Genomic DNA, 23,719 nt, shown 5'->3' on the forward strand with positions numbered 1-23,719 from the left:
CTCGGTATTCAGCCTGGCTTATTCCATGTCCTTGAGCCACTCGGAGCTCTTGAACCACTTGTCATGGATACGATCGTAGGTGCCGTCGTTACGGATCTGGTGCAGGAAGTTGTTGATATAGTTGAGGCTGTCGTAATCGCCCTTTTTCAGGCCGAATGCCAACGGTTCGAAGGTGAAGGGCTCGTCCAGGAACACCAGCTTGCCGTTGCCGACTTTTTTCTCGGCAACCACGTTGTACGGAGCGTCATACACAAAGGCATCGGCCTTGCCATTGACCACGTCCAGCACGCCTTCCTGCTCATTGTCATAGCCGTGGTACTTGGCTTTGGAAATCATCTTTTTGGCGATCATCTCACCCGTGGTGCCGAGCTTCGAGGTCAGGCGGTATTTCTCGTCGTTCAGGTCTTTGTAGGACTTGATGGTGCCTTCCAGGTCTTTGCGAATCAGCAACGTCTGGCCAACCACGATGAAGGGTTCGCTGAAGTTCAGGCGCAGGTTCCGTTCCTGGGTCAGGGTCATGCCGCTGCCGATCATGTCGAACTTGCCGGTCAGGAACGCAGGGATGATGCCGTCATAACCGGTGGACACCAGCTCCAGTTTGACGCCCATGGACTTGGCCATGGCCTTGAGGATGTCGACTTCGAAACCGATGATTTCACCGCGCTTGTCTGTCATTTCGAACGGCATGTAGGTCGGGTCCATGCCGACCTTCAGCGTGCCGCGCTTGACCGCATCGTCGATGGCGCCAGCGTGCGCTGCAGTGACGGCGACCAGCGCGGTGACGCCGAGCATCAGCCTCGAAAGATACTTTTTCATCATCAAGTCCCCTGAACGATTTCTTGTAAGGTCGGCGCGCAAAAGGGCTGCACCATTTCGGGGTGCGATCCTAACCCACTCGCTCCCCGTCACAAAGGTTTCACGGGTAAATGTTATCGGCGTATGTCGGAAAAGCCCCACAACGGTGCAGCGAAACACGGGGGATAGACACGTCTGCAGAGAGGATCGGCAACTGATTGATGTGTAAGCAGTTATGACGATCAGTCCATCTCCCCGACCCAGGCGGTGTCCTTGAACCACTTGTCATGGAGCCGATCGTAAGTGCCATCCTGCGCTATTTGATTGAGGAAATGATTGATCCAGTTAAGGCTGTCGTAATCACCTTTCTTCAGGCCGAATGCCAGGGGCTCAAAGGTAAACGGCTGCTCAAGTGCAAAAAGTGTGTGGTTTTCCGGCCTGGCCATCGCAATCAGGTTATAGGGTGCGTCATGAATGAAAGCATCGGCCTTGCCCTCCACCACCTGCCGCACGCCTTCTTCCGGGGTGGCGAAACTGCGCAGGCGAGCGGCGCCCAGAAAACGTTGCGCCGCGGCTTCCCCCGTGGTGCCTTCGATGGCGACGATCCGGTAACCCGCCTCATCCAGGTCTTCTATGCTGGAAACCTTGCCGGCAAGGCTCGGATGCAGCAATACGGTCTGGCCCACCACGATAAAGGAGTCGCTGAAATTCAGCTTGAGGTTGCGCTCCTGGGTCACCGTCATACCACTGCCAATCAGATCAAACTTTTTCGCCATCAGCCCCGGCAACAACTCGGTATAGGGCACCGCCACCAGTTCCAGCTCGACGCCCAAGGCATGGCTCATCGCCTGGAGCAAGTCGATCTCAAAGCCTACGATGCGCCCCTGCTTGTCCATCATTTGAAAGGGCACGTAGGTGGGCGTGGTGCCGACTTTAAGCACTCCACGCCGAACGGCATCATCTAGGACGCCGGCATTCACCCAGCCGGTATATGCCAATGCGACAACGCCGATCAGCCACGCCGAACAATACCTTTTGATCATGAATCCCCCTGCGGCCTCGTCAATGTGGGGGGCGATGCTACCCCAGCAAAAGGCACGACAATACGTCTCGAACAAAGGTCTTTTGTTTCGAAATAACAAGGGGTTAGGGCTAAGAGGAAGAAGCGTGAAACGCTGTAGGACCAGCGCTTCGAACACCCCCGAGGTGAGCCCTCGGGGGCGTCTGAATCAGGCCAGTTGGGCCTGGGACGACAGCGGTTGCAGCGGCAGCAATGGCGCGTGCGGATCAGCTTTGATCGATTCACGCCAAGCGCCGAGCCACTCGGCGTGGCCTTCGCTCCACACCTGCTGGTGCAGACGAGCCAGGGCCACCGGGTCACTGAGCAGCGCCAGGCGCTCGCCGTTGTTGAGGCCGGCAGGGCCGACTTTCAACGCGTGGCGGACACGCTCCTGACGCAGGTGCTCGATCGGCTCCGCCTCACGGTGACGCGAGGTCGCCAGGGCGCAGGCCAAGGCGTTTTGCTGCGGGTCGACCACCGAACGCACAAACCCGTCATTGAGGGCGTGCCAACGGTTTTCGTGGGTGTACTTCTCGGTCGACAACAGGGCTTGCGGCGGATTGTATTCCTCGGGGATCAGGAACAGGCTCTCGTCGCGGGACTTGAGGCCCAGCTTGACCCGGCTGGAAATCACCGACACTGGAATCGACAGCATCAGCGAACCCACGATCGGGATCAGCCACCACAAGAAGCTTGGGTTCAACCACACCACCAACAGCGCCCACAGGAAGCCGAGCAGGGTTTGTGGACCGTGGCGCTTGACGGCCTCGCTCCATGGCGTGGAATCGTCGTCACGCTGCGGCGAGTTCCAGGTCGCAGCCCAGCCGAGGAACGCGGCGAGCACGAAACGGGTGTGGAAGATCATCCGCACCGGCGCCAGCAGCATGGAGAACAGCATCTCCAGCAGCATCGACAAGGTCACCTTGAACTTGCCACCGAACTCTTTCGCGCCCTTGGCCCAGATCAGGATGATGCTCAGCAATTTAGGCAGGAACAGCAGCACAATGGTGGTGGAGAACAGCGCCACAGCCTTGTCCGGATGCCATTGCGGCCACAGCGGGTACAACTGGCGTGGCGCCATGAAGTACTGCGGCTCCATCAGGGTGTTCACCGCCAGCAACGCCGTCGACAACACCAGGAAGAAGAACCACAGCGGCGCCGACAGGTAGGACATCACGCCAGTCAGGAACACCGCGCGGTGCACCGGGTGCATGCCTTTTACCAGGAACAGGCGGAAGTTCATCAGGTTACCGTGGCACCAGCGACGGTCACGCTTGAGTTCATCCAGCAGGTTCGGCGGCAGCTCTTCATAGCTGCCCGGCAGGTCGTAGGCAATCCACACGCCCCAACCGGCACGGCGCATCAGCGCTGCTTCAACGAAGTCGTGGGAAAGAATCGCACCGGCAAACGCACCTTTACCCGGCAACGGCGCGAGGGCGCAGTGCTCGATAAAGGGCTTCATGCGGATAATGGCGTTGTGGCCCCAGTAGTGCGACTCACCCAACTGCCAGAAGTGCAGACCGGCCGTAAACAGCGGGCCGTACACGCGAGTGGCGAATTGCTGCATGCGCGCATACAGGGTGTCCATGCCCGACGCACGTGGCGCGGTCTGGATAATCCCGGCATCCGGCGTGGCTTCCATCAGGCGCACCAGGCTGGTCAGGCATTCGCCGCTCATCACGCTGTCGGCGTCGAGCACCACCATGTATTTGTAGTCACCGCCCCAACGACGGCAGAAGTCGTCGAGGTTGCCGCTCTTGCGCTTTACGCGACGGCGACGACGGCGATAGAAGATCTTGCCGAAACCACCCGCTTCGCGGCACACGTCGAGCCAGGCTTGCTGTTCGGCGATGCAGATGTCGGCTTCGTTACTGTCACTGAGGACGAAGAAATCGAAGCGATCCAGGTCGCCCGTGGCGGCTACCGATTCAAACGTCGCGCGCAGACCGGCAAATACCCGGGGCACGTCTTCGTTGCAGATCGGCATCACCAACGCTGTACGGGCATCTTTCGGAATCGGCTCGTCCCCGGCACTTTTACCGGAGATCCGGTATTTATCGTGACCGGTGAGCAATTCGAGAAAGCCCATCAACGCGGTCCAGAAACCGGCCGAAACCCAGCAGAACAAGATCCCGAACATGATCAGGATGCTGGTTTGCAGGGCGTAAGGCAGTACCTGGGTGGCGGTTTGCAGCAGGGTCTGATTGCGAACCTCGTCGAAGTCGACCAGCGACCAGCCCTGGTACGGCATGATGCCTTTCATGTACCAGCCGGCGACGATGGTCTGGCCGAGCATCAGCACCAGCAAGATATAGCGACGGATCGAACCCACGGTACGCCAGCGAGCCGCTGGCAATACACGCTCGTCCTTCGGCGGGGCCGGAGGGTTGGTGCGACCGGTCATCCGGCGCCAACCGCGCACCAGGATGTTGGTACGCCAAGGCTCGGGCACCACTTTGGTCCGACGGATCGGCGGCGTGGCTTTCAGGCAAACACGGCCACTGGCGTCGAGCGCCAGCATTTCCGCATCTTGCAGCTCTTCAGCGGTGTTGAGGGTCAGACGACGGCCAACCGACGCTTGGGCAGCGTCGGAAGGTGCGTCGAAGGTTGCGGACGACAAACGTTGGTGCAGCTCGCTGAAGGAAGTGCAGCCCGCCAGTTCGGCGCGCTGCTCTGCGGTCATCGGGAGGTGCGCCAGGTACTCGGACAGAGTCTCGGGCGTAACTTGAGAATTACTCATCGGCAGGCAACTGATAGCTCCAGGTCTCGGTCAGGACATGTTCTGTCTTGGCCTGATCTGGGTTAGAGAGTGGAGTGGCTGAGGCAGCGTCTGGCTGCTTAGCTTCCTTGTCTTTCGCGTCTTTAGCTTCTTTAGCTTCTTTCTTGGCCTGTTTCTCGTGTTGCTTGGCCAAAAGCTTGTCGGCTTTGAGCACCTGGGTCGAGACCTTCTCAGGCTCAGGTTTCACGATGTCCTCAACCAGTGCGGCACGCATTTCGGTCGGCTTGCCTGCGTCCTTGATCTTCATGCGCAGGGTCAGGCGCCAGCCTTTGGTGTGCTCGTTGTAGCGCACACTGTTTTCAACGATTTCGGCGTTGTCGCCAACACTCACCTGGCTGCGAACCGGGGCATCCGCAGGCAGGTTCTTCAGGGCCGGGCCCTCGAAGTCCACCAGGTAAGCCACGCTGCCGTCAGGCTGACGGATCAGGTTGGATTGCTTCACGTCACCCGTGGAACGCAGGGTTTGCTTGACCCAGGCGCTGTCGGCCGGGTGCAGGGCTTTTTCGTCCATGGTCCAGTGCAGGCGGTAGCTGACGTCCAGCGGCTCGCCGACTTTCGGCAGCTCGGCCGGGCTCCAGAACGCAACGATGTTGTCGTTGGTTTCGTCGGCGGTCGGAATCTCTACCAGGTCGACGGAACCCTTGCCCCAGTCGCCTTCAGGCTCGATCCAGGCGCTTGGGCGCTTGTCGTAGTTGTCGTCCAGGTCTTCGTAGTGGCTGAAGTCGCGGCCACGCTGCAGCAAGCCGAAACCACGCGGGTTCTCGACGCTGAAGTTGCTGACAGACAGGTGTTTAGGGTTGTTCAGTGGGCGCCAGATCCACTCGCCGTTGCCGGCATGGATCGACAGACCGCTGGAGTCGTGCAGTTCACGACGGTAATTAAGCACTTTCGACGGCTGGTTGGCGCCGAACAGGTACATGCTGGTCAACGGGGCAATGCCCAGCTTGGTGACCTTGTCGCGCAGGAACATCTGCGATTTGACGTCGACAACGGTGTCGGTGCCAGGGCGCAGGGTCAGGCGATAGGCGCCGGTCGCGCGTGGCGAATCCAGCAAGGCGAAGATCACCAGCTGTTTTTCGCCCGGTTTTGGACGCTCGATCCAGAACTCGGTGAAACGCGGGAACTCTTCACCGGACGGCAACGCAGTGTCGATCGCCATGCCACGAGCGGACAGACCATAGGACTGGCCTTTGCCGACGACGCGGAAGTAGCTGGCGCCGAGCATGGTCATGATTTCGTCTTGCTTGTCGTCTTTGTTGATCGGGTAAAGCACACGGAAACCGGCGTAACCCAGTTGTTCGGTGGACTTTGGATCATATTTCACGTCGCCGAAATCGAAACGAGTCGGGTCGTATTTGATTTCATGAACGCTGTCGGTGGTCACTTCGTTGATTTTCACCGGCGTGTCGAAGTGCATGCCCTGGTGATAGAAGGACAGTTTGAACGGCGTGTTCTGGTCGGCCCATTCGGCTTTTTCGTTACGGAAACGAATCTTCTGATAGTCGGCGAATTTCATTTCGCGAAATTCGTTCGGCAGATTGCTGCGCGGAGCTTCGTATTTCTGCCCGGCCAGCTCTTTTGCCTTGGCCGACACATCATCCAGACTGAATGCCCACAGTTGACCCGCGCCGAACAGGCAAAACAGGGCAGAGCCCGTTACCAGTGCGTTTCGTAACCGTTTGGCAGACAATTTTGGTGCATTACAGGGACTAACAATCACGAGCAACCCTCGCCGAAAACAGATCAAAAAACCAACGGCCAGCTATCTATATGCCAGGTTGGCGAGCATTGTTCCGACTCCCCTGGGTCAAAATGATTCCCCAATGGTCGCCGGACAAGTCTCTACCTAAGTCAAAAATGGACCAAACAACGCTGATCCCCGTAGCGCGCGATTATCTAGTAGCCCGCGAAACAACGCATCAGGGACAACGAAGTATTTGTAGCGAAACCCTGCGTTTTTAGGCATTAAAGTCGTTTTTAATACATTCATGTCTGTAAGAGGAAGGTCACAGGGCCATCATTGACCAAATGCACCTGCATATCCGCGCCAAAACGCCCTGACGCCACCTTGCCATGCAATTGTTGCGCTTGTAACAACAAGTGTTCAAAAAGCGCTGCTCCGAGTGCCGGAGGCGCCGCCGTGGAGAAGCTCGGCCGCAGCCCGCTTTTGGTATCCGCCGCCAGGGTGAACTGCGACACCAGCAACAAACCGCCACCGATATCCTTCAAGGACAAGTTCATTTTGCCCTCGTCGTCGCTGAATACACGGTAGTTAAGCAGCTTGTGCAACAGTTTGTCGGCGCTCTCGGGCTTATCTGAAGGTTCGACGGCTACCAGCACCAACAAACCCTGGTCAATTGCCCCTACGACGTCGCCCGCAACTTCGACCCGGGCGCCACGCACCCGCTGCAACAGGCCCTTCATGCTTCTTCTGGCGGCAGATCAAGCAGGCGACGTGCCATCTCGCCGGTCGCGCGCACCAACGCATCGGTAATGCCGGGTTCGGACGCGGCATGGCCCGCTTCGCGGATCACTTGCAGCTCACTGTTGGGCCACGCCTGATGCAGCTCCCAGGCATTGTCCAGCGGGCAGATCATATCGTAGCGGCCATGAATGATTACGCCAGGCAGATGGGCGATCTTGTGCATGTCGCGAATCAGCTGGTTAGGCTCCAGGAAGGAGTCGTTGGTGAAGTAATGGCACTCGATACGCGCAATGGACAGCGCGCGCTGCGGCTCGGAAAAACGCTCGACATGCTGCGGGCTCGGGCACAAGCCCAGCATACGGCCTTCCCAGCCGGACCAGGCTTTGGCGGCGTGCATCTGGGCGATCTGGTCGTTGCCGGTCAGGCGCTTATGGTAGGCCGCAACCATGTTGTGGCGCTCATCCGCCGGGATCGGTGCAAGGTAGTCCTGCCAGTAATCGGGGAACATGCGGCTCGCACCTTCCTGGTAGAACCAGTGGATGTCTTGCGGGCGAGCCAGGAAGATGCCGCGCAGGATCAAGCCATGCACACGCTCAGGATGGCTTTGTGCGTAGGCCAGGGAAAGGGTCGAACCCCAGGAGCCGCCGAACAGCACCCATTTTTCGATGCCCAGGTGCTCGCGGATGCGCTCAAGGTCGGCGACCAAGTCCCAGGTGGTGTTGTTTTCCAGGCTCGCGCGAGGGGTGGAGCGCCCGCAACCACGCTGGTCAAAGGTAACGATGCGGTAAAGGTTCGGATCAAAATAGCAGCGGCTCTGGGCGTCGCAACCGGAGCCAGGGCCTCCATGAATGAAGACGACGGGCAAGCCTTCGGGGGAGCCACTTTCATCGACATACAGCGTGTGGGTGTCATCGACTGCCAGATCGTGCCGGGCGTAGGGTTTGATCTGCGGGTACCAAGTCTGCATTGCGCGCTCCGTAGGGTGTCGGTTCATCCCTGGGGGGACGTCTATTATTTTTTGCCGTCTGGCATCATAAACCCGAATTGTGCAATGAGCATGTCCTTGAGCGCTTAGACCTGTGTCAGCCCTTCGCTCCTCAGGTAATGCAGCAGATAGTTGTACAGTTGATCCACCTCCGGCACTTGGCCGCGCGCGCGCAAGCAGCCGTGGACCAGACCCTTGCCCGGATACAGCACGGCGGACACGCCCGCCGCTTGCAGGCGTTCGGCGTAGAGCATGCCGTCATCGCGCAGCGGGTCGAACTGGGCCACGGCGATCAATGCCTTGGGCAAACCGCTGAAATTCTCGGCCAGCAGTGGCATGGCATAGGCCGACGGATTGCCGGCGCCCAGCAGGTAGAGCGCCAGGTAGCAGTCGGTGTCGGCAGTGCTAAGCAGCGGCGCATCCATGCAATCACGGCGCGACGGCAAATCAGACGCGCCGCCCAACCCCGGATAAATCAGCACTTGAGCCAGAGGCAGCGGCTGGCCGTCATCGCGCAAGCCCAGGCACAGCGCCGCAGCCAGGTTGCCGCCCGCGCTGTCACCGATCACCGCCAGGCGCTGCAGGTGGATGGCGTGCGGCCCCTCGCCTGCCTGGATCGCCTGCCACACCGCGCGGCAATCCTCGTAAGCCGCCGGGAACGGGTGTTCGGGGGCCAGGCGATAATCGATGGCGATCACCAGCACCTGCAACGCATCTGCCAGCTCGAAGCAAATGAAGTCATGGGAATTCAGCCCACCGACCACCCAGCCGCCGCCGTGCATATAGAGCAGGCACGGCCAGCCCTCGGGCGGGGTGGGTGTGGTGGGAAGATAGCTGCGCACGCTCACACCGCCGAGAGAATAGTCCCAGACTTGCAGCCCTTCCGGCTTCGGCGGGGTGAATGCCTGGCACATCCGGTCGTAATTCCGGCGCAACCCCACCAGCGATGAGTCGTCGCTGCTGAAGGATTCGGTGTGTGTGACGAAGGCTGCAAGCTGCGGAGAAATCGGATACATGCGCAAATATCCCAAACGATGGTGATCCAAATGTGGGAGCTGGCTTGCCTGCGATAGCGGTGTATCAGCCACCCGTTCACTGCCTGAGACTCCGCCATCGCGGGCAAGCCCGGCTCCCACATTTGCGCTCTATTATTAGGTCTGGCGCGTACGGTTCAGGGTTTGAGGCTGGCGTGTACGGCCGCCATACCATCGCTGCCATCAAACGCCGTCACCCCGGCCAACCAGCGCTGCAAATCCTCAGGATGGTCACGCAGCCATTGCTTGGCCACATCCTGCGGCGACTGGCGCTCCATGATCGGCACCATCAACTGGCTTTCCTGGGCCGCGGTGAAGGTCAAGTTCCCCAACAAGCGGTTGGCGTTGGGGCAGCGCTCGGCGAAGTCCGGCGCGGTGACGGTAGAGACGGTCGCGCGACCTTCGTCAGCGCCAAACACATCTTCACTGCCGGTGAGGTAGGCCATTTTCATATTGATGTTCATCGGGTGCGGGGTCCAGCCGACGAACACCACGAACTCCTTGCGATTCACCGCACGCTGCACCGCCGCCAGCATGCCCGCCTCACCAGAGGCGACCAGCTTGAAGTCGCCGAGGCCGAAGTGGTTGGTGTCGATCATTTTCTGGATATCGGTATTGGCACCGCTGCCGGGCTCGATACCGTAGATCTTGCCGCCCAATTTATCCTTGAAGCGGGCAATGTCGGCAAAGGTTTTCAACCCGGCATCGGCCACGTATTGCGGCACGGCCAGGGTGGCCTGGGCGTCAGAGAGGCTGGGCGTGTCGAAGACCTTGACCTGCTGGGCGGCCACGAACGGCGCGATATTGTTGTCCATCGCCGGTTTCCAGTAGCCGAGGAAGATATCCAGGCGCTTGTCGCGGATGCCGGCAAAGATGATCTGCTGCACGGCGCTAGTCTGCTTGCTGTCGTAGCCCAGGCCGTTGAGCAGCACGTCGGCCATGCCCGAGGTCGCGATCACGTCGGTCCAACTGACCACGCCCATGCGCACGGCTTTGCAGGAGGCCGGTTCAGCGGCCATGGCTTGTGCACTCAGGAGTGCGGCGCCGATGAGGGTCAACAGGTAACGGTTGAACGGTCTTTTCATGAAAGAGGTCTCACTCGGCAGGTTTTATTGTGGGGAGTGGCGTCTGGCGCGCCCTACTCACAACCTTACCCAGCGGGACCTCTGTTAACACGACCTGTGGCGACCGGCAGTTGCACTGAGGCGACCGTGAGGCCGCCATCGCGGGCAAGCCCGCTCCCACACTTGATCGAGTTCCAACATGAGAATGCGATCAAACTGTGGGAGCGGCGGTGCGACGGTTCGACTTGCTCGCGAACGCTATTTCAGCAGCACCGAAAATTACCGGTAGTGCTTTTGCCCCCAGTTCAGGAACCCTTCCAGCAATTGCTTCAACACCACCCGCGTCGACTCGGCCAGATCAGGCCGATAACGAAACGGCTCGAACTCTTCCATATAAGCGCTCTGGCACAACTCCAATTGCACGGCATGGATATCCTGCGCCGGGTCGCCGTAGTGCCGGGTAATATGCCCACCCTTGAAGCGCCCGTTCAGCACATGGGTGTACTGCGGATGCGTGGCGCAGATGGCTTCCAACTGGCTCGCCAGTTCAGGGTCACAGGCAGCGCCGTTGAAGGTGCCGAGGTTGAAGTCCGGCAGCTTGCCGTCGAACAGGTGCGGGATTACCGAACGAATCGAGTGCGCATCAAACAGCAATGCATAGCCAAACTCAGCCTTGAGCCGCGCCAGTTCTTCTTGCAGGGCGCGGTGGTACGGGCCCCAGATCTTTTGCAGGTAGGTGGCGCGCTCCTCTGGGGACGGCTCCAGGCCTTCGCGGAACAACGGCACCCCGTCGAACAACGTCGCCGGGTACAGCCCGGTGGTGGCACCGGCGTACAACGGCTTGTCGTCCGAAGGCCGGTTCAGGTCGATGACAAACCGTGAGTACTCGGCCGACAAGGTGCTGGCGCCCAGCTCCTCGGCAAAGTCATACAGCGTGGGGATGTGCCAATCGGTGTCCGGCAAGCTTTGCGCCTCGGGGATCAACCCGGCCTCCACCGCGGGCGTCAGGCGCAGGCCGGCGTGGGGCATGCTGATCAGCAGCGGTACGCGGCCTTGTTTGAAGTTCAGAACCTTATCCACAGCGGTACTCCTCGTTCACAAAGGCAGCCTTAAACAGTGACATCGACGCCGTGGCGCACGACGCGTTTATCCAGCTCCCCGCCCAGCCAATAGGCCAGGTCGGCGGGACGATCAATCTGCCAGGCGACAAAGTCGGCGACCTTGCCCACCTCCAGCGAACCATGGGTCTCGCCCATGCCCAGCGCGGTGGCCGCGTGTTGCGTGGCGCCCGCCAGGGCTTCTTCAGGGGTCATACGGAACAAGGTGCAGGCCATGTTCAGCATCAGGCGCACCGACAACGCCGGTGAGGTGCCGGGGTTGAGGTCGCTGGCGATGGCGATCTTCACGCCGTGTTTGCGCAAGGCCTCCATCGGCGGCAACTGGGTTTCGCGCAGGAAGTAGAACGCGCCTGGCAACAGCACCGCGACGGTGCCGGAAGCGGCCATGGCGATGGCATCTTCTTCGGTCATGAATTCCAGATGGTCCGCCGACAACGCGTGGTAACGCGCGGCCAGGCTGGAGCCGTGCAGCGACGACAGTTGTTCGGCGTGCAGCTTCACCGGCAGGCCAAGTTGCTGGGCGACTTTAAACACCCGCTCCACCTGTTCCGGGGAAAACGCCAGGTATTCGCAGAACGCATCCACCGCGTCCACCAGTCCCTCCGCTGCCAGGGCCGGCAGCATCTCGGTGCAGATGTGGTCGATGTAATCATCCGCGCGATCCTTGTACTCCGGCGGCAACGCATGGGCCGCCAGGCACGTGGCACGCACGCTGACCGGCAGCGCTTCGCCGAGGCGACGAATCACCCGCAGCAATTTGCGCTCGCTGGCCAGGTCCAGGCCGTAGCCGGATTTGATCTCCACCGTGGTCACGCCGTCGCGCAGCAGACTGCGCAGGCGCTTATGAGCGCTGGTGAACAGTTCATCTTCAGTGGCGGCACGGGTGGCGCGCACGGTGCTGGCAATACCGCCGCCCTTGGCAGCGATTTCGGCGTAGCTCACGCCTTCCAGGCGCTGCTCGAATTCGCCGCTGCGATTGCCACCGAACACCGTGTGGGTATGGCAGTCGATCAGCCCGGGGGTGACCCACGCGCCTTGCAGGTCATGCACCTGGGCGTAATCCGCCGCTGGCGCCTGGCTGCGGGGGCCGATCCACTCGATGAGCGAACCCGCTGTGACCATGGCGGCATCCTCGATGATCGAGTATTTGCCATGGGCCATGGTTGCGACGTGGCAGTGTTGCCAAAGCGTTTTCATCAACGCCTCCCTAAGTTATCGATGAGACAAAGCCGAGTCGTAATGGACCTTGGCCGCTTGCCCTGCGGCGGGCTTGACCCACAGCAGGTAGGCGAGCACCAGCAGCACGATCCAGACGGCGCCGACCAGCAAAGCGGCCTGGGTGTCCGGGAAGTAACCCAGCACGCCAAACACGAACAGCATGAACACAATGGCGGCCGCTGGCGCGTAGGGCCAGAACGGTACCGGGAATTTCAGCTCGGCGACCTGCGCCTTGGTCATCGAACGGCGCATCGCGACCTGAGTGAACAAAATCATCAACCACACCCACACCGTGGCGAAGGTGGCAATCGAGGCGATCAGCAGGAACACGTTTTCCGGGATGAGATAGTTGAGCACTACGCCGCCAAGCAGCGCCGCGCCCATCACCACCACGGTCATCCAGGGCACGCCTTGCTTGGACAACTGAGCAAAGCCCTTGGGCGCGTGGCCTTGCTGGGCCAGGCCGTACATCATGCGGCCGGCGCCGAAGATGTCACTGTTGATGGCCGAGACCGCCGCCGAGATCACCACGATGTTGAGGATGGTCGCTGCCGAGCCTATCCCTAAGTTGCTGAAGATCTGTACGAACGGGCTGCCCTGGCTGCCGATCTGCGGCCACGGGTAAATCGCCATCAGCACAAACAGGGTCAGCACGTAGAACAACAGGATGCGCAGCGGCACCGCGTTGATCGCCTTGGGGATAACGCGTTGCGGGTCCTTGGCTTCACCGGCGGTGATGCCGATGATTTCGATGCCGCCGAAGGCAAACATCACCACCGCAAACGAGGCAATCAGGCCGCCGATGCCATTGGGCATGAAGCCGCCGTGGGCCCACAGGTTGCTGATACCGCTGGCCTGGGTTTCACCCGCCGAATGGATGCCGAACAACATGATGCCGAAGCCGCCGAGGATCATCGCCACAATGGCGCCAACCTTGAGCAGCGACAACCAGAACTCCATCTCGCCAAACACTTTGACGCTGCACAGGTTCAGGCCGCCGATCAAAAACACGATGCCGAGCACCCACACCCAACGCGCGACTTCAGGAAACCAGAAGCCCATGTAAATGCCGAAGGCGGTGACATCGGCGAGGCAGACGATGATCATTTCAAACGCGTAGGTCCAGCCGAGGATAAACCCGGCCATGGGACCCAGGTAGGTACTGGCGTATTGGCCGAAAGAGCCGGACACCGGATTATGCACGGCCATTTCGCCGAGGGCGCGCATCACCATGAAGACCGCGGCACCGCCAATCAGGTAGGCCAGCAGGACGGCAGGACCCGCCATCTGGATGGCCGAGGCGGAGCCATAGAACAACCCGGTGCCGATCGCGGAACCGAGTGCCATGAAGCGAATATGTCGGGCGCTGAGCCCGCGTTTCAAACCCTTTTCTTGCTGGTGCATTTCTCTTCCCTAGTTATTTTTATCCCGAGAAAATTCAAAGCTGCGAACGCTCAAAATGTGGGAGCTGGCTTGCCTGCGATGGCTATCTGTCAGTTGATACATCTTTGACTGATACACCGCTATCGCAGGCAAGCCAGCTCCCACATTGGACAGCGGCGAGCTTAGAGGCTTGGCAGCAACTTGACCGGCACCAGCTCATTCAGGCAGCGGCTGGCGAGCAGCTCCGTGGCGGCGATGATATCCGGGGCAAAGAAGCGGTCCTTGTCATAGAACCCCACTTTGGCGCGCAGGATGTCACGGGCTTTTTCCAGCTTCGGCGAAGTCTTCAGGCCGTCACGCAGGTCCAGGCCCTGGCAGGCAGCCAGCCATTCAACGGCGAGGATGCCACGGGTGTTCTCAGCCATTTCCCACAGACGCTTGCCCGCAGCCGGGGCCATGGACACGTGGTCTTCCTGGTTGGCCGATGTCGGCAAGCTGTCGACGCTATGCGGATGGGACAGCGCCTTGTTCTCGCTGGCCAGTGCTGCCGCCGTCACCTGGGCGATCATGAAGCCGGAGTTCACCCCGCCATTGCCCACCAGGAACGGCGGCAGTTGCGACATGTGCTTGTCCATCATCAGCGAGATACGACGCTCGCTCAGGGAGCCGATTTCAGCGATGGCCAGCGCCATGTTATCCGCGGCCATGGCCACCGGTTCGGCATGGAAGTTACCACCGGAGATCACGTCGCCTTCGGCTGCGAACACCAGCGGGTTATCCGACACGGCGTTGGCTTCTACCACCAGCACTTCGGCGGCCTGGCGGAATTGAGTCAGGCAGGCGCCCATGACTTGCGGCTGGCAGCGCAGGGAGTACGGGTCTTGCACCTTGTCGCAGTTCTGGTGCGACTGGGAGACCTGGCTGCTTTCGCCCAGCAGGTCGCGATAGGCCGCAGCCGAATCGATCTGCCCACGTTGGCCACGCGCCGCGTGAATACGTGCGTCGAACGGCGAGCGCGAGCCCAGCACGGCTTCCACGGTCAGGCCACCACACGCGAGTGCGCCGGCGAACAAATCTTCGCCTTCGAACAGGCCACGCAGGGCGTACGCGGTGGACACCTGGGTGCCATTGAGCAGCGCCAGGCCTTCCTTGGCGGCGAGGGTCAGCGGCGCCAGGCCGGCGACTTTCAGCGCTTCGGTGGCTTCCAGCCATTCGCCTTTGTAGCGCGCCTTGCCTTCGCCCAGCAGCACCAGCGACATGTGCGCCAATGGCGCCAGGTCACCGGATGCACCGACCGAACCTTTGAGCGGGATGTGTGGGTACACCTCGGCGTTGATCAACGCGATCAGCGCGTCGATCACCTGGCGGCGAATCCCGGAGAAGCCACGGCTCAGGCTGTTGACCTTGAGCACCATGACCAGCCGCACCAGCGCATCGCTGATCGGCTCACCGACGCCGGCAGCGTGGGACAGCACCAGCGAACGCTGGAGGTTTTCCAGGTCTTCGCTGGCGATGCGGGTCGAGGCCAGCAGGCCGAAACCGGTGTTGATGCCGTAGGCGGTGCGATTCTCGGCGAGAATCTGCTCCACGCAGGCAACACTCGCTTCGATCTGCGCCGTGGCGCTGTCATCCAGGCTGAGGGTTACCGGCTGCTGGTAGATGGCCCGCAGTTGGGCGAGGCTCAGTTGGCCTGGAATCAGATTTAGCGCAGTCACATTCATACTCCTTGTGAATTGTTCTTGTGAATACTTCTTTTGAATACTTCTTTTGAAGAAGTATTCAGTGCAAATTCGGTAATACGTGGTGCAGCAAAGCGGTGTCGTTGAGCAGCGCGGCGGCGCTCGCGATGTCCGGCGCCAGCCAACGGTCCTGTTCGTACGGCGGGACCTTTTCACGCAGCAAGCGCCAGGCGCTGTCAGTGCCTGCGCCGAAACGCTGATCCTTGAGAAACTCGAACGCCTGGGCCGCCAGCAGGTACTCGATGGCGAGAATCTGGGTGACGTTGGCCAACAGCTGATGCAGCTTGAGCGCGGCATTGGTGCCCATGCTCAGATGGTCTTCCTGCAGGCCCGAGGTGACGAAGTTGTCGAGCACCGCCGGTTGCGCCAGTTGGCGGTTTTGCCCACACAAGGACGCCGCGACGTACTGCACGATCATCATCCCGGAGTTGACCCCGGGGTTGCTGACCAGGAACGCCGGCAAGCCGCTGACATGCGGGTTGATCAGGCGGTCCAGGCGGCGTTCGGCCACGGAGCCGATTTCGGCCATGGCGATGGCGAGCATGTCGGCCGCCAACGCCACGGACTGCCCATGCGGGTTGGCCTGGGACACCACGCGGTAGTTGTCCGGGGTGCCGAGCACCAGCGGGTTGTCGGTGGCGCTGTTGAGTTCGGTCTCGATCTGGCGCGTGGCGTGTTCAACCTGGTCACGCGCCGCGCCGTGAATCTGCGGGATCGAGCGGATGCTCAAGGCATCCTGAGTGCGAATACCTTTGCTGCTGGCGATCACTTCACTGCCGTCGAGCAAGGCGCGCAGGTTGATACCCACGTGTTGCATGCCGGGGTGCGGCTTGAGGGCGATGATGGCTTCGTCAAACGCGTCGATCTGGCCGCGCTGGGCCTCGAAGCTCATGGCGCCGATTACGTCGGCCCATTGCAGCAAATGATGCGCATCGGCCAGGGCCAGGCAGCTCAGGCCGGTCATGCACGGCGTGCCATTGACCAGGCACAGGCCGTCCTTGGCGCCGAGCACCACCGGCTGCAAACCTTCTGCGCTCAGGGCCTGTTGCGCCGGGACGACGCGGCCCTGGTAGCTCACATTACCAACGCCGAGCAAGGCCACGCCGACGTGGGCCATGTGGGTCAGGTAACCCACCGAACCCTGGGACGGCACTTGCGGCGTGATGCCGTGGTTAAGCAGTGCCAGCAACGAATGCACCACCTGCGGATGCAGGCCGGATTTGCCGTGGCTGTAGTTGATGATGGCCGCGCAAATAATCGCGCGGGTCTGCTCGTCGCTGAGCACCGGGCCGACGCCACAGGCGTGGCTCAGCAAGGTATTGCGCGACAGCTGGCTGAGTTGCTCACCCTTGAGCGACACATTGCACAGCGCGCCCAGGCCGGTGTTCACGCCATAGGCGCGTTCACCGCGGGTGACGATGCGCTGCACGATGGCCTGGGCATTGTCGATGCGCGCCCAGGCGTGGCCCGAGAGTTCGAGCACTGCGCCGTGACGAGCCACGGCGACCACGTCCTGCCAGCGCATCGGGGCGTCGGCGATGATGATTTTTGCTGCCTGGGACATCTTCATACCTTCTTCAATTCTTGTGCAGCCTTACCCGCCTCTTCGCGGGCAAGCCCGCTCCCACAGGGGACCGCATTCCAAATGTGGGAGCGGGCTTGCTCGCGAAGAGGCCAGCCGGCTCACCACAAAATCCGGATCAGACCACCGCCGCCCGCCGCTGAACAAACCGGTCCACATACTCATCCGCCGGCGAATGCAGAATCTCGCGCGGCGTGCCGACCTGGATCAGCTTGCCGTCCTTGAGGATCGCAATGCGGTTGCCAATACGTACGGCTTCGTCGAGGTCGTGGGTGATGAACACGATGGTCTTGTGCAGGGTCTTTTGCAGCTCCAGCAACTGGTCCTGCATCTCGGCGCGGATCAGCGGGTCGAGCGCACTGAAGGCTTCGTCCATCAGAATGATGTCGGTGTCAGCCGCCAAGGCGCGGGCCAGGCCCACACGCTGGCGCATGCCGCCGGAAAGCTGGTGCGGGTATTTGTTTTCGTAGCCTTTGAGGCCCACGGTTTCGATCCAGTGCAGCGCGCGTTCGGCGCAGACCTGCTTGGTTTCGCCACGCACTTTCAAGCCGTAGGCGACGTTGTCGAGCACACTCTTGTGGGGCAGCAGGCCGAAGCTCTGGAACACCATGCTGATCTTGTGCCGACGGAATTGGCGCAGGGCTTCCATGTCCAGTTGCAGGATATCTTCGCCGTCCACCAGGATCGCGCCGCTGGTGGGGTCGATCAGGCGGTTGAAGTGGCGCACCAGTGTGGATTTGCCGGAGCCCGACAAGCCCATGATCACAAAGATCTCGCCGGTGCCGATGCTCAGGGACAGGTCGTTCACGCCGACCACGCAGCCGGTCTCGGCCAGCACCTGGTCCTTGGTCTTGCCCTGGCCAACCAGCGCCAGCGCTTCCTTGGAGCGGTTGCCGAAGATCTTGAAGACATTCTTGACTTCAATTTTGCTGACAGTAGTCATTTGTTCGCCTCATGCCGTGGACGACCATAGGCCTGGGTAATGCGGTCGATGACCACTGCAAGAATCACGATCGCCAGCCCGGCTTCGAGGCCACGGCCAACGTTAAGGGTCTGGATGCCGACGAGGACGTCTTCACCCAGGCCACGGGCACCGATCATCGAGGCGATCACCACCATCGACAGCGCCATCATGGTGGTCTGGTTGATCCCGGCCATGATGCTCGGCAGCGCCAGCGGCAGTTGCACGCCGAACAGTTGCTGCCAGCGGTTGGCACCGAAGGCATTGATGGCTTCCATGACTTCGCCGTCGACTTGGCGAATGCCCAAATCCGTCAGGCGAATCAGCGGCGGCGCGGCGTAGATCACCGTGGCGAAAATCGCCGGCACCTTGCCGAGGCCGAACAGCATCAGCACCGGAATCAGGTACACGAAGCTGGGCATGGTTTGCATGATGTCGAGCAACGGCATCAGCACCGAACGCAGGCGATTGCTGCGTGCCGACAGAATGCCCAGCGGAATGCCGATCAGCACCGAGATCACCGTGGCGACCATCATCAGTGCGAGCGTTTGCATTAGCTTGTCCCACAGGCCCACCGCGCCCACCAGGAACAGCAACCCGACGATGACCGCCGTGGTCACCACCTTGCGGGTGGCGTGCCAGGCGATCCCGCCGACGATGGCCAGCATCAGCCACCAGGGCGCCGCGCGCAGCAACCCTTCCAGGTTGACGATGGCCCACAGCAGGGTATCGGAGATGTGCCGGAACACATCGCCGTAGTTGGTGACCAGCGAGTCCACCCAACCGTTGACCCAGTCGGCGATGGAAAACGTAAAACTCTCAGGAAACATAGCGTGCTCTCGATCCAGTGGGTTGTGGCCGGGCGCCCGGTTGCCTGTGAGGGCAACCGGGAACGCTCAACCTACAAGGCCGCGTCGATTTTCTTGGCTGCGTCGTCGCTCACCCATGCGTGCCAGACTTCAGGATGTTCCTTGAGGAAAATTTTCGCCAGTTTTGGCGACTCAATTCGCTCTTTGGCCATGCGGCCCAGGTTCTGGTTCAGCAGCTCGATGGGCAGGTTGACCTTCTCCAGCACGGCCACCAGCTCCGGCGCTTGCTCGTGGAAGGTCTTGGACAAGCCAACCTTGATGCTCACGGTTTTATCCACACCGGGTTTTTCTTCCAGCTTGACCAGATCAACCTGGCCCATCAGCGGGGTGGGTGACCAGTAATAAAAGAGGATCGGCTCGCCACGCTTGTAGCTCGACAGCACCGCCGCATCCAGCGCCGGGCCGGTGCCTGGGCGGAAGTTGGTGTAGGTGCTTTCCAGGCCATAGCTTTTAAGCATTTCGCTGTTGTCCAGCTCACAGGTCCAGCCGGCCGGGCAGTTGTAGAAGCGGCCCTTGGATGGCTCTTCCTGATCCTTGAACACCGAAGCGTATTTGGCCAGGTCGGCGATGTTTTTCAGGTCCGGCGCCTTGGGTTCCAGCTTGCGCTTGGCGTCGCCTTCAATCACGTAACGCGGCACGTACCAGCCTTCGACAGCACCGACAACCGGGGCACCGACGCCGACGACTTTGCCGGCCTTCTCGGCCTTGTTCCAGACTTCGCTGCGGCCGACCCACTCTTCGGCAAACACCTGGATGTCGTTGCTGCTCAGGGCGTTTTCCATGGTGATGGAGTTGCCCGGCAGGCTGTCGGTTTTGCAGTCGTAGCCTTTTTCCAGCACGGTTTGCAGGATGTCGGTGAGCAACATGCCGCTTTCCCAGTTCAGGCCGGCGAATTTCACCGGTTTGCCGGATTCGCACCAACCGGCCGCCTGGGCGCCGGCGCTAGCCAGCAAGCCTGCAGAAAACAGTGATGCCAGCAGGGTTTTATTCATCTTCATTGTTGTGACGCTCCCAATCTTGAAATGGATTACGGCAGTCAGTAGGCGTCCTGCCCTGTCCACGTCCCATCAGGCTTGTGCGGCCAGCCCGTTTGTCGTTGGTGCAGCGCCCTGCTCTCGCGGCAGGATCAGTCGTTCAGGGATTGCGCTGTGCCACTTTTTCGCACAGACGTAATAGAGGGCTGCGGGAAGTACCAGACCGATGATCCAGGAAATATCCACATCACCCAGCGCGGCCACCAGCGGGCCGGTGTAGAACTTGGTGGAGATGAATGGCAATTGCACCAGCACGCCGAAGACATAGACGCTGATACCGAGCAGGTTCCAGCGACCGTAGCGACCGTTCGGGTCGGCCAGCGCCGGCACGTCATAGCGCTCGCGGGTGATGCAGTAGTAATCCACCAGGTTGATCGCACTCCAGGGCGTAAAGAACGCCAGCAGGAACAGGATGAAAGACTTGAAAGCACCGAGGAACGAGTGCTGGCCGAGCAACGCGATCAGGGTCGCAGTACCGACAATGACCAGCACGAAGACCAGGCGTTGCAGACGCGTGACCTCCAGGCGACCCCGAAAGCCGCTGATGATGGTCGCGATGCACATGAAACTGCCGTAGGAGTTCAGCGTCGAGATGGTGACCTTGCCGAAAGCGATGCTGAAGTACAGCAGCGCAGCCGTGGCACCCGTACCACTCAAACCAACGATGTAAGCCACTTCGTGACCTGCGAATTGCCCGTTGGACATGGCCGCGGCAAACACGCCGAGGATCATCGCTACCTGTGCACCAATGACCGAGCCCGCGCCAGCGGCGAGAAAGGTTTTCAGCGAAGACGTCTTGCTCGGCAAGTAACGTGAATAGTCCGCCACGTAAGGGCCGAAAGCGATCTGCCAGGAGGCCGCGAGCGACACCGCCAGCAAAAAACTGCTCCAACTGAAGTGACGGATTTGCAGGAGTGCGCCAACGTCGGTCTGGCTGATCAGGCGGCTGAACAGGTAGACGAAGGCAACCACACCGATGACGCTGGCGACGCGACCGATCCAATGGATCACCCGGTAACCGAGCACCGTGACCAGCACAATGACACTGGCGAAAATAAGGATACCGACGCTGTCGCTGACGCCAAACAACTGGCCCAGCGCTTGGCCGGACAGTACGGTGCCGGTCGCGGTAAAGCCGAGGTACATCAAACAGACCAGCACGATCGGGATGGCCGCGCCATAAACACCGAACTGTACCCGGCTGGAGATCATCTGCGGCAGGCCAAGCTTCGGCCCTTGCGCCGCATGCAATGCCATGACACCGCCACCGATCAATTGGCCGATCAACAGACCGATCAACGACCAGAACACATCACCGCCCAGCACCACGGCCAGGGCCCCGGTGACAATCGCGGTGATTTGCAGGTTGGCACCCATCCATAGGGTGAACTGACTGAACAGACGACCGTGTCTTTCCGCTTCCGGGATGTAGTCGATCGAACGCCTTTCGATCAACGGTGTGGTGCTTGCACGTGCGTCATTTGCAGCCATGTGTGTTCAACCTCTGATGGATTGTTTTTGTTTGCAACACAGATCAAATGTGGGAGCGGGCTTGCTCGCGAAAGCGGAGGGTCAGCTAACGATTACGGTGACTGGCACACCGCATTCGCGAGCAAGCCCGCTCCCACCTTGCATTACTTGATCATCGGAAGATCGAGGCCCTGCTCTTTGGCGCAGTCGATTGCGATCTGGTAACCGGCGTCTGCGTGGCGCATCACACCGGTGGCCGGGTCGTTGTGCAGTACGCGGGCGATCCGCTCGGCGGCTTCATCGGTACCGTCGCAAACGATCACCATGCCGGAGTGCTGGGAGAAGCCCATGCCCACGCCGCCGCCGTGGTGCAGCGAAACCCAGGTCGCGCCGCTGGCGGTGTTGAGCAAGGCGTTGAGCAGTGGCCAGTCGGACACAGCGTCGGAACCGTCCTGCATGGCTTCGGTTTCGCGGTTCGGGCTGGCGACCGAGCCGGAGTCGAGGTGGTCACGGCCGATCACGACCGGTGCCGACAGCTCGCCGCTGCGCACCATTTCGTTGAACGCCAGGCCCAGCTTGGCGCGCTGGCCCAGGCCTACCCAGCAGATACGTGCCGGCAGGCCCTGGAAGCTGATGCGCTCGCGCGCCATGTCCAGCCAGTTGTGCAGGTGCGCGTCGTCGGGGATCAGCTCTTTGACTTTGGCGTCGGTCTTGTAGATGTCCTGCGGGTCGCCGGACAGCGCCGCCCAGCGGAACGGGCCGATGCCACGGCAGAACAGTGGGCGGATGTAGGCCGGTACGAAGCCTGGGAAGGCGAAGGCGTCTTGCACGCCTTCTTCTTGCGCCATCTGGCGGATGTTGTTGCCGTAGTCGAAGGTCGGGATGCCTTGCTTCTGGAACTCGAGCATGGCTTTGACGTGCACGGCCATCGACTGCTTGGCGGCCTTGATCACAGCAGCCGGTTCGGTTTTGGCGCGGGCGCGGTATTCGTCCCAGGTCCAGCCGGCCGGCAGGTAGCCGTTGAGTGGATCGTGGGCGCTGGTCTGGTCGGTGACCATGTCCGGGCGCACGCCACGCTTGACCAGCTCCGGCAGGATTTCCGCCGCGTTACCCAGCAGGGCGATGGAGATGGCCTTGCCTTCCTTGGTGTATTTGGCGATGCGGGCCAGGGCGTCGTCGAGGTCGGTGGCTTGCTCGTCGACATAACGGCTGCTCAAGCGGAAGTCGATACTGACCTGCTGGCACTCGATGTTCAGCGAGCACGCCCCGGCCAGGGTTGCGGCCAGCGGCTGGGCGCCGCCCATGCCACCGAGGCCGGCGGTGAGGACCCAACGGCCGGTCAGGTCGCTGTTGTAATGCTGGCGACCGGCTTCGACGAAGGTTTCGTAGGTACCCTGGACGATGCCCTGGCTGCCGATGTAGATCCAGCTGCCGGCGGTCATCTGGCCGTACATGGCCAGGCCCTTGGCATCCAGCTCGTTAAAGTGTTCCCAACTGGCCCAGTGCGGTACCAGGTTGGAGTTGGCGATCAGTACGCGCGGGGCGTTGCTGTGGGTCTTGAACACGCCGACCGGCTTGCCGGATTGCACCAGCAGGGTCTCGTCGTCATTCAAATTGGTGAGGCTCTCGACGATCTGGTCGTAGCACTCCCAGTTACGCGCCGCACGGCCGATACCGCCGTACACCACCAGCTCTTTCGGGTTCTCGGCCACTTGCGGGTCGAGGTTGTTCATCAGCATGCGCAGCGGCGCTTCAGTCAGCCAGCTTTTGGCGGTGAGCTTGTTACCGCGGGCGGCGCGGATTTCGACGTCACGGTATTTTGTAGGCTTGGTCACTGCTAAGACTCCTCGGCGATCGATGCGCGAACATTGATGGTGCGAAGGAGAGTCTTACGCACACATCTTTACTTGTACATACAAGCATATGCAATCAAGCGGCCAACTTTCTTAGCGAGGGCGTGAGATTTTTTGGGAAGGTGTGTGAAAGCCTTGGAAATTAAGGCCTGGAGGCTTGGTGAAATTTCTTGCGGAGGAGTTTTGCAGCGAGGGAGATTGTTCATAAAAGCGTGGCTTTGCGCCACGCTGGGGCATTCGGTAACAAATTGGTGCGCTGGCCGGAAACAGATCCCTTGAACAACACAGAAACAAATGTGGGAGCGGGCTTGTCTGCGAGGACGGTGTGTCAGCCAGCGCATCCAGTACTG

The 23,719-nt window shown here is 60.8% G+C and carries 17 protein-coding genes and 1 pseudogene; all 18 read right to left on the reverse strand.

Annotated elements, in window-relative coordinates; genetic code table 11:
• Positions 1 to 18: 18 nt before the first annotated feature.
• Positions 19 to 816 carry a transporter substrate-binding domain-containing protein gene (locus tag ACDZ94_RS06625; RefSeq protein ID WP_064450281.1) on the reverse strand — a complete coding sequence of 266 codons (798 nt, stop codon included), beginning with the start codon at positions 814 to 816 and terminating at the stop codon, positions 19 to 21.
• Between the two features lie 221 nt (positions 817 to 1,037).
• Positions 1,038 to 1,838, reverse strand: coding sequence for a transporter substrate-binding domain-containing protein (locus ACDZ94_RS06630; RefSeq protein ID WP_064450280.1), 801 nt, complete (start codon positions 1,836 to 1,838; stop codon positions 1,038 to 1,040).
• Positions 1,839 to 2,007: 169 nt separating this feature from the next.
• Positions 2,008 to 4,595 (reverse strand): annotated as a pseudogene (mdoH, locus tag ACDZ94_RS06635) (glucans biosynthesis glucosyltransferase MdoH); the annotation flags it as partial.
• Positions 4,588 to 6,354, reverse strand: coding sequence for a glucan biosynthesis protein (locus ACDZ94_RS06640; RefSeq protein WP_316963677.1), 1,767 nt, complete (start codon positions 6,352 to 6,354; stop codon positions 4,588 to 4,590). The gene ACDZ94_RS06640 and the pseudogene mdoH, both read right to left, overlap by 8 nt.
• A 266-nt stretch (positions 6,355 to 6,620) precedes the next feature.
• Positions 6,621 to 7,058: a D-aminoacyl-tRNA deacylase gene (gene dtd, locus ACDZ94_RS06645; RefSeq protein ID WP_432751223.1), complete on the reverse strand. Its 438-nt coding sequence runs from the start codon at positions 7,056 to 7,058 to the stop codon at positions 6,621 to 6,623.
• Positions 7,055 to 8,026: a prolyl aminopeptidase gene (pip, locus tag ACDZ94_RS06650; RefSeq protein WP_064450277.1), complete on the reverse strand. Its 972-nt coding sequence runs from the start codon at positions 8,024 to 8,026 to the stop codon at positions 7,055 to 7,057. Before pip ends, dtd begins: the two co-directional genes overlap by 4 nt.
• A 104-nt stretch (positions 8,027 to 8,130) precedes the next feature.
• Positions 8,131 to 9,060 carry an alpha/beta hydrolase gene (locus ACDZ94_RS06655; RefSeq protein WP_432751224.1) on the reverse strand — a complete coding sequence of 310 codons (930 nt, stop codon included), beginning with the start codon at positions 9,058 to 9,060 and terminating at the stop codon, positions 8,131 to 8,133.
• A 155-nt stretch (positions 9,061 to 9,215) separates the two neighbouring features.
• Entirely contained in the window at positions 9,216 to 10,163 is a 948-nt protein-coding gene (choX, locus tag ACDZ94_RS06660; protein ID WP_064450275.1) for a choline ABC transporter substrate-binding protein, read from the reverse strand.
• A 258-nt stretch (positions 10,164 to 10,421) separates the two neighbouring features.
• A complete protein-coding gene (hutG, locus tag ACDZ94_RS06665) occupies positions 10,422 to 11,222 on the reverse strand; it encodes an N-formylglutamate deformylase (RefSeq protein ID WP_064450274.1) in 801 nt (266 codons plus the stop codon).
• Positions 11,223 to 11,251: 29 nt separating this feature from the next.
• The gene (gene hutI / locus ACDZ94_RS06670) at positions 11,252 to 12,457 is read right to left on the reverse strand and encodes an imidazolonepropionase (protein WP_262666804.1); all 1,206 of its coding nucleotides are present in this window, start codon (positions 12,455 to 12,457) and stop codon (positions 11,252 to 11,254) included.
• A gap of 15 nt (positions 12,458 to 12,472) precedes the next feature.
• Positions 12,473 to 13,882 (reverse strand): amino acid permease, encoded by a 1,410-nt coding sequence (locus tag ACDZ94_RS06675; RefSeq protein ID WP_262666803.1) that lies wholly within the window; start codon positions 13,880 to 13,882, stop codon positions 12,473 to 12,475.
• A gap of 161 nt (positions 13,883 to 14,043) precedes the next feature.
• Entirely contained in the window at positions 14,044 to 15,582 is a 1,539-nt protein-coding gene (gene hutH, locus ACDZ94_RS06680) for a histidine ammonia-lyase (RefSeq protein WP_221293726.1), read from the reverse strand.
• 58 nt (positions 15,583 to 15,640) lie between these two features.
• Positions 15,641 to 17,164, reverse strand: coding sequence for an HAL/PAL/TAL family ammonia-lyase (locus ACDZ94_RS06685; RefSeq protein WP_432751225.1), 1,524 nt, complete (start codon positions 17,162 to 17,164; stop codon positions 15,641 to 15,643).
• A 136-nt stretch (positions 17,165 to 17,300) separates the two neighbouring features.
• Positions 17,301 to 18,125 carry a quaternary amine ABC transporter ATP-binding protein gene (locus ACDZ94_RS06690; RefSeq protein WP_046034013.1) on the reverse strand — a complete coding sequence of 275 codons (825 nt, stop codon included), beginning with the start codon at positions 18,123 to 18,125 and terminating at the stop codon, positions 17,301 to 17,303.
• Positions 18,122 to 18,973 carry an ABC transporter permease gene (locus ACDZ94_RS06695; protein ID WP_064450271.1) on the reverse strand — a complete coding sequence of 284 codons (852 nt, stop codon included), beginning with the start codon at positions 18,971 to 18,973 and terminating at the stop codon, positions 18,122 to 18,124. Before ACDZ94_RS06695 ends, ACDZ94_RS06690 begins: the two co-directional genes overlap by 4 nt.
• A gap of 71 nt (positions 18,974 to 19,044) precedes the next feature.
• On the reverse strand, positions 19,045 to 20,010 hold the full coding sequence (locus ACDZ94_RS06700) for an ABC transporter substrate-binding protein (RefSeq protein WP_064450270.1): 966 nt from the start codon (positions 20,008 to 20,010) through the stop codon (positions 19,045 to 19,047).
• A 69-nt stretch (positions 20,011 to 20,079) separates the two neighbouring features.
• Complete coding sequence (locus ACDZ94_RS06705) at positions 20,080 to 21,537, reverse strand: purine-cytosine permease family protein (RefSeq protein ID WP_064450269.1); 1,458 nt, start codon at positions 21,535 to 21,537, stop codon at positions 20,080 to 20,082.
• A 143-nt stretch (positions 21,538 to 21,680) separates the two neighbouring features.
• Complete coding sequence (hutU, locus tag ACDZ94_RS06710; RefSeq protein ID WP_064450268.1) at positions 21,681 to 23,351, reverse strand: urocanate hydratase; 1,671 nt, start codon at positions 23,349 to 23,351, stop codon at positions 21,681 to 21,683.
• Positions 23,352 to 23,719 lie beyond the last annotated feature (368 nt).

Origin of the sequence: Pseudomonas sp. UBT (assembly GCF_050915955.1) — a bacterium.
Taxonomy (GTDB): Bacteria; Pseudomonadota; Gammaproteobacteria; order Pseudomonadales; family Pseudomonadaceae; genus Aquipseudomonas; species Aquipseudomonas antarctica_A.

Bases quoted from the DNA above. Each gene is read 5' to 3' on its own strand.
- pip (WP_064450277.1), bottom strand. From the start codon at position 8,026: ATGCAGACTTGGTACCCGCAGATCAAACCCTACGCCCGGCACGATCTG.
- hutH (WP_221293726.1), bottom strand. From the start codon at position 15,582: ATGAATGTGACTGCGCTAAATCTGATTCCAGGCCAACTGAGCCTCGCC.
- ACDZ94_RS06625 (WP_064450281.1), bottom strand. From the start codon at position 816: ATGAAAAAGTATCTTTCGAGGCTGATGCTCGGCGTCACCGCGCTGGTC.
- dtd (WP_432751223.1), bottom strand. From the start codon at position 7,058: ATGAAGGGCCTGTTGCAGCGGGTGCGTGGCGCCCGGGTCGAAGTTGCG.
- choX (WP_064450275.1), bottom strand. From the start codon at position 10,163: ATGAAAAGACCGTTCAACCGTTACCTGTTGACCCTCATCGGCGCCGCA.
- hutI (WP_262666804.1), bottom strand. From the start codon at position 12,457: ATGAAAACGCTTTGGCAACACTGCCACGTCGCAACCATGGCCCATGGC.
- ACDZ94_RS06630 (WP_064450280.1), bottom strand. From the start codon at position 1,838: ATGATCAAAAGGTATTGTTCGGCGTGGCTGATCGGCGTTGTCGCATTG.
- ACDZ94_RS06705 (WP_064450269.1), bottom strand. From the start codon at position 21,537: ATGGCTGCAAATGACGCACGTGCAAGCACCACACCGTTGATCGAAAGG.
- ACDZ94_RS06700 (WP_064450270.1), bottom strand. From the start codon at position 20,010: ATGAAGATGAATAAAACCCTGCTGGCATCACTGTTTTCTGCAGGCTTG.
- ACDZ94_RS06675 (WP_262666803.1), bottom strand. From the start codon at position 13,882: ATGCACCAGCAAGAAAAGGGTTTGAAACGCGGGCTCAGCGCCCGACAT.
- ACDZ94_RS06695 (WP_064450271.1), bottom strand. From the start codon at position 18,973: ATGTTTCCTGAGAGTTTTACGTTTTCCATCGCCGACTGGGTCAACGGT.
- ACDZ94_RS06685 (WP_432751225.1), bottom strand. From the start codon at position 17,164: ATGTCCCAGGCAGCAAAAATCATCATCGCCGACGCCCCGATGCGCTGG.
- ACDZ94_RS06655 (WP_432751224.1), bottom strand. From the start codon at position 9,060: ATGTATCCGATTTCTCCGCAGCTTGCAGCCTTCGTCACACACACCGAA.
- ACDZ94_RS06690 (WP_046034013.1), bottom strand. From the start codon at position 18,125: ATGACTACTGTCAGCAAAATTGAAGTCAAGAATGTCTTCAAGATCTTC.